A 14,695-nucleotide genomic window follows, 5' to 3' on the forward strand; every position below is an offset into this window, starting at 1 on the left:
TATGTTATCCTTGCCTCGCTGCTACTTGCTGCTCACCGATATCACCCTTTTTCAATCGTGCCAATTCCATCCGGAACATTTGCATAAGTGCGTTGATATTAGTAATCTCGGCATGATGCTGACGTTCTAGTTCCTCAATTTTGGCGCTGAACACATCTTTGGCTTTGCTGGCGTGAAACATATAGGAGCTATAATCTTCATACGTCTGCCCTTGCGGCACACCGGTGCGCTCGACAGCGCTATAGATGTCCTCTAACCTGCGGCATACTTCATATTCATGCCGTACGTCAATGACTTCTTCGCCGGATACATTATTTTCATGAAGCGGATTATCAATCGTATACAGCTGTTTCAAACGGGCAGTTAAGTTTCTCAAATGCTGTTCGTATACAAGCGTCAATCGTTCTCTTACTTCTTCGTCCATCGCTTTTCCTCCTTGACAATGCAGGCATAGCCGCAGATGAATGGTTTGTTTTTCCAGTGTTTGCTTGTCCTGCTGAACTATATTACCCATGAGGCAGATATTCCTATCTTCGGCATAATGAGGTGGATATGTTATGGCTACCAATCAGCTTTTATTGAAAAAGAGGACAGCAAACACCGGTGTATGATCATACACCGGTGTAGCTTCAGACGATTATGCAGATGTGCTAATATGATATGCCTCTTTTAAAATATTCAGGTTTGTAGTAGTTCTGTTTAAAATAATTTCGTTTCCAGCACTTTAGCCATTAATGCTTTGAAATCTTTATTCTCTGCCTTTTCCGCCAGTTGGTTTTCCATGGTGTTAAACTTTTCTGCTAGAAAATAGGCATTTAAATACAGTGCCAGATGATCCTTTGCAATCGCTTCGGCATGCTGTTGTTGAGATACGTAACCAGTGATGACCTGCCCTGCAAATGTAGCGGGATGGATATTCACTTTATTCCGCATGCAAGATGTCCTCCTTTTGCCTTTGTTAGTAGTAATGATCTGCTGTGCAGCATCTGATTAGGATGTATGCAGCCAGACTTGCATTTCACCAGACTTGCGATTCGCCCAGCTGTAATACGGAATCAGTGTCAAAGTATGCGGGAGATATGTTTCCTTTACAAATGAACGGTACAATTCACCTGCCCACTCCGCTGCAATCTGCTGTCGCTGCTGCGCCTCTACTTGAATCACACCTACGCCTCCGAGTAACTCCGGCTGGAACTGGTACGTGTACTCCGCTTCAGGCGATACTCGAATGAGATGTAGATTGTCACCATTATCCTCTTCTTCTGCGCAATACATGAGCGGTCCGCGCCCAATCGCCAGCTTGCCCTGATCGCTTCGTACTAATGGATGCGCCGCATACTGACGAATATCCATCGGCAAAATCAGTTTGATCTGATCCCCATCCTGCCATACTCTATGCAGTGCTATATATCCATCCTGCGGCTCTGCGATGACTGATTCGCCGTTTATCTGAAGCGTATAGCCATCTGCCCAATATGGAACACGTAGCGTAAGTGTAAAGGCTACTGGTTCAGCAGTATGGATACTCATGTGCACCTGCCCTTCCCACGGCAACTGGCTATGCTGTTGTAGCTGCACTTGCTGACCGTTTAATTCCAGATGAACTGTACCTGTTACGTACAGGTGCGTATGAATAATCTGATGCTCAGCATCCACGGTATACACATACTTGTGCAGCGATGTGAGCAGACGTGCCAGATTGGGTGGGCAGCAGGCGCAACCGAACCAGGCGGGACGCGTGAATTTGACATGACTTTTGCCTGGATCGTGGATGCTGTTCTCTGGACGCACTTCCAGTGGATTCACATAATAAAAGTGCTTGCCGTCCAGCGCCATGCCGCCGATCGCCGTATTGTATAGCGCACGCTCCAATACATCGGCGTACTGCGATTTGACTTCATTTTTTAACATCGTGAAGGCGAAAAAGATCAAACCGATCGAAGCGCATGTTTCGCAATACATCGTATCGTTGGGCAGATCATAATCCAGTGTGAACGCTTCACCATCCACTGTAGAGCCAATACCACCGGTAATGTACATACGCTTGCTTACGAGATTGTTCCACAGTCGACGACAGGCTGCCAGCATCTGTTCATCTCCCGCCAGATGTGCAGCATCTGCCATCCCAGCACATAGATACACCAGCCGCACCGCATGCCCTTCTGCGGTTTCCTGTTCCAAAATCGGCTTATGCGCCTGATAATACTCAAGCGGACGATGCTGCATACCTTCAATTACCGGACGAGTACCTGGATCTGCCGCATGCTGTCTGGCAAAAAAGGTAGGATCTGTGCCACGCTCATACAAAAAGTAACGGCTTAATTCCAGATAACGTGATTCACCTGTCAACGCATACAGACGAGTCAGAGCTAGCTCAATTTCTTCATGACCGTCATAGCCGTGAATTTTGCCTGCTTCCTTGCCAAAATGATGATCAATGCAATCTGCAAGACGGCAAGCGATGGACAAGGCTTTTTCACTGTTAGTTGATTCATAATAAGCGACTGCCGCTTCGATAAAATGTCCTGCACAGTACAGCTCATGACTTTCGGCAAGTTTTTTGAATCGGCGTTCCGGTTCTTCAATGGAGAAATACGTATGGAGATACCCGTCCTCTTCCTGCGCCAGCGCAATCAGATCTATGACACCATCTGCTAGCTCCTGCAAATGCTGATCTGGATGAAAGGATAACGAATACGCGACCGCTTCCAACCATTTATACACATCGCTATCTTGAAATACCCAGCCATAATGACTGCCTTGCTTCAGTCCAGCAGCAATTTTGAAGTTCTCGATTGCATGACTTTTCTCGGATGGAATCGTTTCATCGTTACGCTCTTTTTCGATAACGATATTGGCATTGTCATTCAGTACATTCCACTGATACGGAATCATTTCGGTGCGTACTAGCTCGCGATAATGAGACCAGAAGGGATCGGTAATAGTGAATTGTTTCAGTTGTAAAGACATCGAAATGGCTCCTCTCCACACGGTTTCTTTTTGTACTTATCTGTTGTCATTTCTTGTGAATTGCACGTACATAGGACTGCATACGCTATGTTGGCTACATGTGCTATGTTTGCTAACTGTATTGTCTTTGCTTAGATTTGCTGCTCTTGCTTTTGGATCAGCTGTTTGCGAACAAAGCTTTCTTTGCGTTCAAATCGCCGGTAAAAGATCATCGGAATGATGCCTAGCGCGAATACAATCGCTGGCAGCCAGATAAATACGAATTGAATACCAGATAGCGATTGTGCACTTTGCGCTACGTTAGGCACATAACCGAACGCTGACATAAATTGGGTCGGAATAAAGCCGCCGAGACCGGAACCTGCCTTGATGCAAAAGGCGCTGCCAATCGCCGTCAGAATACCGCTAGCACGCAGCCCAGTTTTCCATTCGCCATAATCCACCGTATCTGACAGCATGGCAAACGGCATGGAACAGGCAATACCTGAACCGATACAAGCGATAATCCAGCCAACAATCAGTGTAGACATATGCCCATGAGCAGCAAACAGAATCAGTTGCCCACCCGCCGCCAGCACAAAGCCGAGAATCATCGTTAACTGCTTGTTCGTATATTTCACGATAAACGGAATCGACACCATGCCCAGCACTTGAATGATTGAGATGCCGTTGATGAGTGGCACCAGATTTTTCTGACCGATATTGTATTCAAAATAATAAACTAGTGTGGATGTACGGATTGTGAGTGCGATCCAGAACAGCAAATTGGCAGCCACAAGCAACATCCACGGCCAATTGCCACGAAGAGCTTTCAAGCTGGAGCGTAGCGGAATTGTTTTGATCTTTTCTGTATTGATCTCACGCAAGTTACCAAATGCGATCAGAAACATCACAATCGAGACAGCACCGAACAGACATAATGTCCAGAAAAACCCTTTTTGATCGTTGCCGCCACCGAGAAATGCTACCAATGGCAACGTAAACGTCACCGCTGCAAAGTTACCGATATTGCCACCGACCATCCGAAATGAATTCAATACAACCCGTTCATTCGGATCTCGGCTCAAATTCGGCAATATAGATGTGATTGGCGTTGAGATGCCTGTATACGCAATGCCTGCCAAAATATACGTCACACTGGCATATACGATTTTCCATGTGCCATCCAGATTTGGCGTTGTAAACGTCAGAATCGTAAACACAGCAAACGGAAAACAAAGCCATAGAAAATACGGACGACTTTGCCCATATTTGGACTTCGTATGATCGACGATAATGCCCCATAGCGGCGCGTCGATCGCATCAACCAGTCGGGTAATCAGTAGCAGCGCTCCCGCTACCCCAACTGATAGACCGAATACATCGGTATAAAAGTACAATAAATATCCACCAATGATGCTGTACAGCAAATTGCCACCAGTGTCTGTAAGCGCATAACTAATTCTGCGATGAAATGGGACTTTGTCTGTGCGCAAGGACGGATGCTGCTCTGGTGAAAGATCGGATCGTTGTTCCATAGGTGTAACCTCCTGTTTACTAGTGACCACGTACCAGATGGATGCCGTAGCGATGTATGTATATTATTCACGTCATCCGGTTCTTTTATCGTAAGCGCTTTCGGAGTGGTGATAAACTTAGGATTTCGTAGGAAAGGTGTATATTTGCGACTATTTGTATTTCAGAATTGTTACGTAAAACCGTATACATTCATGCTATAATGACTGTTAACAACGTATTTTAAGATTATACTGATTTAATTAGTGTATGAATCCGACTTTTCCTGTCTAAAACTGATATTCTGGTAAGGAGTGACCTTGATCTACAATGAAACCAGTATGGAAAATGAATATTGAACGTCCACTCGCGTATTATAAATGTGGTCAATTTGTCAGTGATGAAGGCTGGAAGCATAAGAAAATGAATATGGAAAAGGATTACGAGCTGATCATTGGTCTAAAAGAAACGGTTTATTTGCAAGTCGGCGATCAGCGGTATGAGATCAAACATGGCGATGTATTGCTGATTCAGCCACAGGTGGAATACTTCGGTTATGCATCATCGATAGCTGGCGCTAGCTTTTTCTGGCTACATTTTATTCCGCGTCAAGGTATTGTGACAGAAGCAGGCGATACCTTTGCCAATCGACTGCTGGGAAGTACGTTAACCGAACAACGGGATGAGACGAATGCGTATGTATGCTTACCGGATTTCTTTTCGCTGACGTATCTGGACAAGCCATTGATGTTAATGAAGCAAATTCTCGATATTTCCAATACATCGTATTACAGCACTTATGCGGTCGATTATCTAGTCACAGCGCTAATGATTGAATTGACGGATAAGTACATGGAGCCGCTGCTACATCATCAGCTATTGAACAAAGAACATAATCAGAAATTCATGCAGATTCTGGAATGGATTCGCGTCAATATATATCATGACTTGACTGTGCAAAAAGTGGCGGATACGTTCTGCTTCAATTCCGATCATCTCACTCGTTTATTTAAGAAAAATCTAGGCATGAGCACGATCCGCTATATTAATACGCTCAAACTCAGTCTGGTAAAAGAACTGCTCTGCACGACGAACCAGTCGATCAAGGAGATTGCTTATGAGCTACATTTCCGCGATGAGAAGTACTTGATGAAATTGTTCAAAAACTATGTTGGCATGACGCCGACACAGTTCCGTGATACGTATACGAATACGTACATTAACACCGTTACCGTTGACCCAGATATTCCGCTACCTGCTCACTTGCGTGAGGATTGATTTTTTCTCAAAATCTGGAACGGAATAAACACTTGAAGATCAGACTGATTCGACTAGGGAAGGCTTATAGAAAAAGATAATACATTGCCCGGCGCATCTCGTACAACGAGGATATGCCGGGCTTTTTTCTAACCATTTGCTATTGAAAATTCATCCAGCGCAATGCCAGCTTCTCTTATCGTGCATAATTAAATGCTTACTCATTGCATATTGGATTACTGAATATTTCATGCTTAATTGTGTAATCGCAGATGGTATGCGCCGAGAAGCTGGTGAACTGAAAAACGCAGCAGCGAATTTCAAATTAACGAATTTGAATATAATCCAATTCCGCATATCCAGTGCCTTTGCCAAACACAAGCGTATTGTCGCCTTGCTTCAGTGTAACGGGTACTGTCAGCACTTTGCGTGTACCAGCATTCGGAACATTCGAGATCCAGCCACCGCTAACCGGATACGATACTGCGTTTTGCACCTGCCCATTGACAGTCAGCGTATGTGTGGACGTAGCGCTTGTACCATTGCCATAACCGACATCCATACTGTACGTTCCAGCGCTTGGTGCATATACCGCAAACGCAACCGAACTATCAGGATTGTCGATATTACCTACAAACATACGATTCGATGCAAAGGAACTACCGACTACTTTGGCATCCTGTACTTTGGCATTTTCTGCTTCAAGTCTGACATCGAATGCGCCAACAGGCTGCAATTGAATATAATCTAGCTCAGCATATCCTGCATTTCCTTTAGCCAGTGTAATGATATTCTGTCCCTGCTTCAACGAAACGGTTTGCTGAATGGCAGATACATTGCCCTGTGCTAGCCATCCACCAGTTGTTGGATAGTGGACAGTTGCATACGTATTGTCGTTTACAGTCAATGTATGTGTTGCGGTTGCCGAGCCGCCATTGGCATAGCCGACAGTCATTTGATAATCGCCAGCCGTTGGTGCTTGGACAGCGAATTGTACATAGCTATCTTCATGATCAATCGTGCCGACGTACCCACCATCAGATGCCTGTTTATTCGATAATACGGCAGCATCATGAACGTCTGCTTGCTCTGCTTCATAGCGATTTACATCATTTTGCTCACCTGGTGTCACGATGAGTTGGTAGCCCGTCGAGGCTTTCATATTCGTAACTGGGACCGTAATCTGTCCATTTTGAATATGGAAATTGCCACTAAACTCGCTAGTCGTATTCGGTACAGCAGTATCGACCCCATACCACGGTGTACTCTCCAGCTTCACATGCGCTGTACCGGAAAAGGAAGATAGCGCATCTAACCCCTTGACCACAACATTGTGATTGCCAGTACCGCCGCCAAATACTACATTTACCTGCTGCTTACTATCATTGACACTGGCGATGCCGTCCAGATCGACAGCACGAGGATCAGCCGGAGTGGTCATCACCATTTGTCCCGACATATCGCCGTACCATTTGTACAGCCACCAGGCACCATTTTTTTGTCCGGTATCTGTTACTAGATTGCTTAGACGCCCCGGACGGAACCAGAATGCAATATTGGCGGTATCCACACCGGTTCGCTCAAATTCGGCAATATAGCGTACCATACTCCCCGGCACTGCTTGCTCTGCGATCACGCCGTATTCGTTAATGCTGATCGGTCGTGGGCTAATACCAAGTTCTTTTTCCAATGCACGATAAGAAGCTACATGATCGGAAATATAGCCCGTTGCTGGTGTATCGCGATGATTCCCTTCTGGGTCCCCTAGTTCATGCCATGAAATGATGTCCGGCAATACGTTGTTATCCCTAGCATAGGTCAAATAATTGCGAATCCATGCTTCATCATACTTACTGATACTTGGACCTACCGTTTTGGCAGATGAGTCAAGTTGCTTGACGCGCAGGTAAGTTTTTTTCCATGCTTCGTTAAAAGAACCAGCAGCGTTGGCATTCCAAGTCCAGTCCGGTTCATTCCATAGCTCATATCCATAAATGTTATCCGCTCCAGATTGCAGTCGTGCCTGTACAATATGATCTACCTTAGCATACCAATCGTCCCAACTTACCCAGCGATACGGAAAATCAGGATAAATATCCGGCATACGAATCATAACTTCCGCTCCATTGCGCTTAGCAATATCAGCTACCTTCAACGCATCCCCAATAGGTGTCGTTTCCCCATTCGGCAACTGCCTACCATCCGGTGCCATCTGCGTAAACATTTTTGGCTTAGTCGGTCCGATTAGATCATCTGCGGGTCTACCCTCTTCTGCCAGTCCGTACAAAGAACCGGAAGCAACATGGGTGACCGGTCTGTATGATTCCGATACATCTACAGTAAATGTAGTTGGAACTGCCGCTGAGACGGGCTTTGCGGATACAGGTAATAGGCTGAGCAATAATGCTCCACTTAACAAACACGCTATCTTTTTCATTCGTCATCACCTTTCGAAATATAGTGCGGATTGTGGTCAAACGATAATTGTAGCGCTTTCAACAGACGTTGGCCGACGCCTATCAACTGGTGTAAAAGTTATAACTTTACAGTAATAGGTTATTGGTTTTCCAAGTGGGGGTAAACTTAATAAATCGTAGGATGGGTGTATATTACCGACTTGTGATTATTCAGACAGTGCCTATATATTCCGAGCATTGGTAATTATAGTTTGCATACAAAATCATTTATTCTTCTTTATTATGAATCAAAGTGATGTCTGGATGAATAAACCAAGCCTACTCCCGCCAATAATAAAATCACAGGTATGACGATCCATCCCAATCCTACATGTAAGATCTGATATGTAAAAGCTCCACCATTAACCTGTGATGAAATAGCTGCTCCTTCTAACCCTGCAAGGATAAACCCTGTACATAATAGCATAATTGAAGCCAGAATAAGCGTGCAGCCTACCAATAATTTGATCATACTATCTCCTCCCATTCCCATACACCTAATTTTCCTTTTGCGACAATCGGTGTCTCTAATCGCTGAATAATATCCATTTGCCACGCGTATCGTCCTACTGTAAAATCTCCAAATGTCCATTCTGGATCAGAAACCTGATGCCCATTTTCCAGCATACAACCAGACTGCAACCCCTCTGTAGCCTGTAAACAGTTCGTCAAATTCGCTATCGCTACAATGGAACCTCTCGGCAAGTCCGCTATTGTCAAATACCCATGACGATCTAGTGCCTCTTCAACATACTCATTCTGTAACGCTTTTTTGTCCACTTGTTTACCGGCATGAATCGCTATTGTTCCTCGTAAAGCTGTTTTCCAGCTTCGAGTCTCATACTTTTTTTCTCCTAATGCCAGCAACGTTGCCCATGGCTGCCTGACGGTAATTGCTCTCATAGGTATAGTTCCTCCAATTATTAAATATCGATTTACTAATCATTTGATTTGTATCATTCGTTCTGCATGTTAGCATGAACGTCTAAAGCACGAATGTCTAACTTTCATACTCCAACATCATATCAAAAACCCCGGCGCTTCATGCTCCGGGGCTTTAGGTTTTCCTTTTAGTACAACGTCATATATTGGTCGCGCTCCCATTGATGCACTTGGGTGCGATACATATCCCACTCGATCTCTTTCAGCTCATAAAAGTGAGCTGTTGCATGCTCGCCCAGTGCTGTGATCATTACGTCATCACGCAGCAGGTCGTGCAGTGCTTCTTTCAGATCGCCTGGCAAACTAGGAATGCCTTCGTCGATCCGCTCATCTTCAGTCATTATGTAGATGTTACGGTCGATTGGTTTAGGCAGGTTAAGTTGACGATCAATACCGTCCAGCCCTGCTCTCAACATAACAGCCAGTGCCAGATAAGGATTCGCGGTTGGGTCCGGGTTGCGCAGCTCGATACGTGTGCTCAAACCACGGGAAGCCGGAATCCGAACCATTGGGCTACGATTGCTCGCCGACCATGCTACGTATACAGGAGCTTCATAACCAGGTACGAGACGTTTGTACGAATTCACGGTAGGATTCGTTACAGCTGCCATGGAACGTGCATGTTTTAGAATACCTGCCATATAATGACGGGCAATCTCGCTCAGACCGATCTCGTCGCTTTCATCGTAGAATGCGTTTTCGCCATCACGGAAAAGGGATTGGTGACAGTGCATACCGGAACCGTTCATGCCGAACAATGGTTTTGGCATAAAGGTCGCATGCAGTCCATGTTGACGAGCGATCGTACGTACAACGAGCTTGAACGTTTGAATCTGGTCAGCCGCTAACAAAGCAGGCGCGTATTTGAAATCGATCTCGTGCTGTCCCGGTGCTACTTCGTGGTGAGACGCTTCGATTTCAAAGCCCATTTCTTCCAGCGTGATAACGATATCGCGGCGACAGTTCTCGCCCAGATCGGTTGGAGCCAGATCGAAATAACCACCTTGGTCATTCAATTCCTCTGTAGGATTACCGTTCGCATCGGTGCGGAACAGGAAGAATTCTGGCTCAGGACCTACCATCATATCGGTAAAGCCCATCGCTTCAGCTTCTTGCAGGTTGCGCTTCAGTACACCACGCGGATCACCAGCGAATGGCGTGCCATCCGGCATGTACACATCACAAATCAGACGTGCTACACGATTGTCCGTTACCCATGGGAAAATAACCCATGTGTCCAGATCCGGGTACAGGTACATATCGGATTCTTCAATACGAACATATCCTTCGATCGAAGATCCATCAAACATCATTTTATTGTCCAGCGCTTTGGTCAGCTGGCTTACGGGAATCTCTACGTTTTTGATTGCGCCCAGCAAATCGGTAAACTGCAATCGGATAAAACGTACATTTTCTTCTTTCGCAATTCGCAGAATATCTTCCTTCGTGAAACTCACGTTACCCTCTCCTCTGTGCTCTGTTTATTTTTTGTTGAAGAATCGGGATAATTCCCCTTGGATAAGAGACACCTGACCCGGACGCTTACCGGTAACCAGTTGCTGTTTAAGCATACGATGAAGTTGGGAATCTGACAATTCCCTGCGACGTTCTTCCGTATCTGGCGTAATCACCGTTGCTTCTTCCGATTCTTTGGAAACAGGGTTCATCACTTGTTTGATACCAGCGATATTTACCCCTTTCTCGATCAGTGCTTTAATTTCGAGCAGACGCTCTACATCATTAAATGAGAACAAACGCTGATTCCCTGATGTACGCGCAGGTACAATCAGATTATGCTGTTCATAGTATCGAATCTGCCGTGCAGACAGATCTGTCAATTTCATGACGATCCCGATTGGGAATAGCGCCATATTTCTCCGAATTTCATCGCCCATGTATTCATCAACCTTCCAATTCGCATTTTAGCTTTATCTTCTCTTGCTACTATTGTACATATCCTGATATCGAGCGTCAATAACATGTTAAGTTAACTCACAATAATTTTATATTGCTTTAACATGTGATTAACAAACAAACAGATAGAAAGTTTCTATACATGCGCAAGCTCTCTTTTTCACAGACTTATTATAACATGAGATGCCTGTCAAATGCACGTCAGGTCGCTAATCTGTCTATCAATATTACTGCACGATGTAATGTTGGCGAGATGCCTATTTATAAGTTCACATTTGCTCAGGATAGGCATGTTATACATATAATCCTAGTTTGTTGCTATACAACCGAAATATTACATTGATCCAATATTCATCGTAACAAACATTACAATGGGCACAAATTTCCCCGCTATCCCTTCCTATCAAGTAACGTCTATGCCTTCTCTGGCAGCTTTTCTTCCGGTAAGCAAATATCTCATCCCGAGCAGACAATGATAGCTTGTTCAAAATGCTACACTTTATTTGTATAAAAAGAGGTGGCTGCCCATCCATAATCATAACTTTGTGACAGGGTGAACATAGTCTGGTATATGCAATCTATTGCGCGTAACGAAACAATCTTTCTAAAATACAACAGTTATTGCCTACTACAATAAACTTATATCCATAACCTATAAGCAAGCGAGCAAGCTTCCTTATTTATCCATATTGATCATAACGCCAAAATACATACATTGAAATATTCTATCGAACTTCATATAGAAAAAAAGAAATAAAAAAATGTATTTCCGCAACCTATCAATGAATGAAATCATTACAACAAGTTGCGGAACTATAGCTTAGCATGTATACCTTGCATCAATGTTGAGATATATCATACTTATTTTATATCTATTATATTTATTTAAAGCAGATTGCGTTCTAGCATCGTTTGCAATGCCATCAGTACACCAAGTTTTACATGGGAAAAGGTTAATCCACCCTGCATATAACCAATATATGGCTCACGGATCGGCGCATCAGCAGACAACTCCAGACTGCCACCTTGAATGAATGTACCTGCTGCCATAATGACCGGATGCTCGTAACCTGGCATATCCCATGGTTCTGGTACAACGTGGCTGTCTACTGCTGCTGCCCGCTGAATCCCCTGTACAAAAGCGATCAATTGCTGTTCCTGTTGAAACGATACTGCCTGAATGAGATCCGTACGAGGCTCGTTCCACCCGGGCTTGCTGTTGAATCCTGCCAGCTCAAACATAGCTGCGGCGTAGATGCTGCCTTTTAACGCCTGACCGACAATCGTCGGTGCCATGTATAATCCTTGATAAATCCCTCGTGTCGTTCCGAGCATGGCACCAACTTCGCCACCGATTCCCGGTGCTGTCATTCGATATGATGCCAGCTCCACGTATTCGCGCTTACCGCAAATGTACCCCCCAGTTTCAGCAATACCGCCACCCGGATTTTTGATCAGAGAACCTGCCATCAGGTCAACACCGACCTGCGTCGGTTCCAGCGTTTCACTGAATTCGCCATAACAATTGTCCACGAAGATCACGATATCAGAGCGGTATTCGCGAATCTTGCGTACCATCTGCTCAATATCTGCAATCGTGAACGAAGAACGCCAATCGTATCCGCGTGAACGCTGAATACCGATGACTTTGGTTCGTTCATTCAGCTTGCCTTCCACTGCCTGCCAATCGACTTGCCCATGCTCATCTAGTGCAGCTTCGCTATACGTAATACTGAAGTCTGCCAGTGATCCTTTGCCATCGCCCGGCTTGCCGATCACTTTGTGCAGTGTATCGTAAGGTCGACCGGTAATGTATAGCAGTTCATCGCCTGGACGCAGCACTCCAAACAGAGCCGTTGCAATCGTATGCGTACCGGAAGCAAAATGCGGGCGCACCAATGCGGCTTCGCAACCGAACACTTCTGCATACACTTCTTCTAGCACTTCACGTCCACGGTCGTTATACGCATACCCGGTTGAACCGGCAAAGTGATAATCGCTCACTTTATGTTTTTGAAAAGCTTCGATTACTTTCCACTGGTTGGCATCAATGATGCGATCCAGCTTGCGAACCGCTTCGTCAATGATCTGATCTGCTTGAGCAGACCATGCCATAATTGTATCGTCAAAAACCGGCATTTCTCTATCTCCCCGCAATGATAGCCCGCCCCGGTCATGCGGGCGGGCTATCTCATATTCATGTTTGGCTATTACGCCTGTTAGTTCTAATGTTCAGATCATGGAACGATGTATCCCGTTCTATCATGACATGTCAAAATGTAAACTTTCGCGATTCATATTTTACACGAAACGACAGCTTAAAGAAATGTCATTGTGAAAATTGTCGCAATTTTGTCACTTTACTTCGTAATCTTGCAGCTTGTAACCGAATTTCTCATAATCGACTTTATTGATTTCGACCGTGAAAATGGCTTCATTCTCTTCGTACTCTTGATCCACAATGCTGCTGAATGTATACAGCTGTGAGATCAGATCGCCACGTTCAGCTGGAATACGATAGATACGTTTCCCACCTGCCAGCTGATCCTGAATTAGCAAACTGACGCGCTCCAGATCAGCATCGTTGTAAGCACTGATGCGCAGATGTGTAGAATCAGACGGCAACATCTCCAATTGATCCGGTGTACACATATCAGATTTATTGTAGAGCACTACCATATCTTTATTACCAGCACCCAATTCCTGCAAAATCTCATCTACGACTATCATCTGCTCATCCCGACGCTCGGAAGACGCGTCAACGACATGTAAAATCAGATCCGCTTCGTTCACTTCTTCCAATGTTGCACGGAAAGCAGCGATCAGATCGTGTGGAAGATTCTGGATGAATCCAACGGTATCAGTGAGTACAATTTCCTTACCACCGGGCAATTCCAGTGTACGTGAAGTCGGATCAAGCGTAGCAAACAGCTGATCTTGCACGTACACATCTGCAGATGTTAACTGCTTGAGTAGCGTCGATTTCCCAGCATTGGTGTAACCGACAAGTGCTACTTGAAAAACACCAGACTTTTTGCGGCGTTCCCGATACAGTACGCGATGACGCATCACTTCTTCCAGCTGACGTTTCAGGTCAGTCACCCGGGTACGAATATGACGACGATCGGTTTCGAGTTTACTTTCACCGGGACCGCGCGTACCAATCCCGCCGCCCAGTCGAGACAGGTTTTTGCCTTGACCGGACAGTCTCGGCAGCAAATAACTGTACTGTGCCAGCTCCACCTGCAAAATACCTTCACGTGTTTTGGCACGCTGGGCGAAGATGTCCAGAATGAGCTGTGTACGGTCAATGATCTTCACATCCAGATGTTCTTCCAGATTACGTACCTGCGCACCTGATAGCTCTTGATCGAAAATGACAGTATTGGCGCCGAGAGCTTCCAGCAAAATGCGTAATTCTTCCACTTTACCTTTACCGATAAACCAGCGTACATCCGGCATCTCGCGATTCTGAGTCATCTGTTCCAGCACTTCTACGCCTGCCGTCTCCGCTAGACTGACGAGTTCTTGAATAGAGCCTTCCGCGTTTACATTGTTACGCTTGTCCATCTGTGTATACAGACTTACCAGTACCGCTCTTGCCTGTTGCTCGGTCTGTGTATCATGTGTTCCTTGTTTCATGGTAATACCCCTTGTGTATG

12 protein-coding genes are annotated in these 14,695 nt (G+C 45.2%); 1 reads left to right on the top strand and 11 read right to left on the bottom strand.

Annotation, left to right across the window (positions count from 1 at the left end; translation table 11 throughout):
- Positions 1–4: 4 nt before the first annotated feature.
- The 4 genes from ACDE64_RS13500 to ACDE64_RS13515 form a co-directional block, all read right to left on the bottom strand.
- A complete protein-coding gene (locus tag ACDE64_RS13500) occupies positions 5–514 on the bottom strand; it encodes a hypothetical protein (protein ID WP_411347151.1) in 510 nt (169 codons plus the stop codon).
- A gap of 185 nt (positions 515–699) precedes the next feature.
- Positions 700–933: a hypothetical protein gene (locus ACDE64_RS13505; protein WP_411342651.1), complete on the bottom strand. Its 234-nt coding sequence runs from the start codon at positions 931–933 to the stop codon at positions 700–702.
- A gap of 57 nt (positions 934–990) precedes the next feature.
- Positions 991–2,970: a glycoside hydrolase family 127 protein gene (locus ACDE64_RS13510; RefSeq protein ID WP_411347152.1), complete on the bottom strand. Its 1,980-nt coding sequence runs from the start codon at positions 2,968–2,970 to the stop codon at positions 991–993.
- 131 nt (positions 2,971–3,101) lie between these two features.
- Positions 3,102–4,487, bottom strand: coding sequence for a glycoside-pentoside-hexuronide (GPH):cation symporter (locus ACDE64_RS13515; protein ID WP_411342653.1), 1,386 nt, complete (start codon positions 4,485–4,487; stop codon positions 3,102–3,104).
- 307 nt (positions 4,488–4,794) lie between these two features.
- On the opposite strand from ACDE64_RS13515, the gene ACDE64_RS13520 reads away from it, so the two are divergent.
- On the top strand, positions 4,795–5,742 hold the full coding sequence (locus ACDE64_RS13520; protein ID WP_411342654.1) for a helix-turn-helix domain-containing protein: 948 nt from the start codon (positions 4,795–4,797) through the stop codon (positions 5,740–5,742).
- A 304-nt stretch (positions 5,743–6,046) separates the two neighbouring features.
- Here the strand turns inward: ACDE64_RS13520 and ACDE64_RS13525 are convergent, their stop codons facing one another.
- From ACDE64_RS13525 to hflX, 7 genes are all read right to left on the bottom strand, one after another.
- Entirely contained in the window at positions 6,047–8,158 is a 2,112-nt protein-coding gene (locus ACDE64_RS13525; RefSeq protein WP_411347153.1) for a CBM35 domain-containing protein, read from the bottom strand.
- 260 nt (positions 8,159–8,418) lie between these two features.
- Positions 8,419–8,649: a hypothetical protein gene (locus ACDE64_RS13530; protein WP_411347154.1), complete on the bottom strand. Its 231-nt coding sequence runs from the start codon at positions 8,647–8,649 to the stop codon at positions 8,419–8,421.
- Complete coding sequence (locus ACDE64_RS13535; RefSeq protein WP_411347155.1) at positions 8,646–9,080, bottom strand: ASCH domain-containing protein; 435 nt, start codon at positions 9,078–9,080, stop codon at positions 8,646–8,648. Before ACDE64_RS13535 ends, ACDE64_RS13530 begins: the two co-directional genes overlap by 4 nt.
- A 167-nt stretch (positions 9,081–9,247) precedes the next feature.
- Positions 9,248–10,576 carry a type I glutamate--ammonia ligase gene (glnA, locus tag ACDE64_RS13540; RefSeq protein WP_411342658.1) on the bottom strand — a complete coding sequence of 443 codons (1,329 nt, stop codon included), beginning with the start codon at positions 10,574–10,576 and terminating at the stop codon, positions 9,248–9,250.
- A gap of 24 nt (positions 10,577–10,600) precedes the next feature.
- Positions 10,601–11,014, bottom strand: coding sequence for a MerR family transcriptional regulator (locus tag ACDE64_RS13545; RefSeq protein ID WP_188777794.1), 414 nt, complete (start codon positions 11,012–11,014; stop codon positions 10,601–10,603).
- A 904-nt stretch (positions 11,015–11,918) separates the two neighbouring features.
- Positions 11,919–13,148, bottom strand: a complete 1,230-nt coding sequence (locus tag ACDE64_RS13550) for an aminotransferase class I/II-fold pyridoxal phosphate-dependent enzyme (RefSeq protein WP_411350295.1) — start codon at positions 13,146–13,148, stop codon at positions 11,919–11,921.
- A gap of 240 nt (positions 13,149–13,388) precedes the next feature.
- Positions 13,389–14,675 (bottom strand): GTPase HflX, encoded by a 1,287-nt coding sequence (gene hflX / locus ACDE64_RS13555; protein WP_411347156.1) that lies wholly within the window; start codon positions 14,673–14,675, stop codon positions 13,389–13,391.
- Positions 14,676–14,695: the final 20 nt, after the last annotated feature.

The organism is Paenibacillus sp. WLX2291, assembly GCF_046603665.1.
Lineage (GTDB): Bacteria > Bacillota > Bacilli > Paenibacillales > Paenibacillaceae > Saccharibacillus.

Coding starts and splice junctions, on each gene's coding strand:
- ACDE64_RS13500 (WP_411347151.1), bottom strand. CDS start 514: ATGGGTAATATAGTTCAGCAGGACAAGCAAACACTGGAAAAACAAACC.
- ACDE64_RS13505 (WP_411342651.1), bottom strand. CDS start 933: ATGCGGAATAAAGTGAATATCCATCCCGCTACATTTGCAGGGCAGGTC.
- ACDE64_RS13510 (WP_411347152.1), bottom strand. CDS start 2,970: ATGTCTTTACAACTGAAACAATTCACTATTACCGATCCCTTCTGGTCT.
- ACDE64_RS13515 (WP_411342653.1), bottom strand. CDS start 4,487: ATGGAACAACGATCCGATCTTTCACCAGAGCAGCATCCGTCCTTGCGC.
- ACDE64_RS13520 (WP_411342654.1), top strand. CDS start 4,795: ATGAAACCAGTATGGAAAATGAATATTGAACGTCCACTCGCGTATTAT.
- ACDE64_RS13525 (WP_411347153.1), bottom strand. CDS start 8,158: ATGAAAAAGATAGCGTGTTTGTTAAGTGGAGCATTATTGCTCAGCCTA.
- ACDE64_RS13530 (WP_411347154.1), bottom strand. CDS start 8,649: ATGATCAAATTATTGGTAGGCTGCACGCTTATTCTGGCTTCAATTATG.
- ACDE64_RS13535 (WP_411347155.1), bottom strand. CDS start 9,080: ATGAGAGCAATTACCGTCAGGCAGCCATGGGCAACGTTGCTGGCATTA.
- ACDE64_RS13545 (WP_188777794.1), bottom strand. CDS start 11,014: ATGGGCGATGAAATTCGGAGAAATATGGCGCTATTCCCAATCGGGATC.
- ACDE64_RS13550 (WP_411350295.1), bottom strand. CDS start 13,148: ATGGCATGGTCTGCTCAAGCAGATCAGATCATTGACGAAGCGGTTCGC.
- hflX (WP_411347156.1), bottom strand. CDS start 14,675: ATGAAACAAGGAACACATGATACACAGACCGAGCAACAGGCAAGAGCG.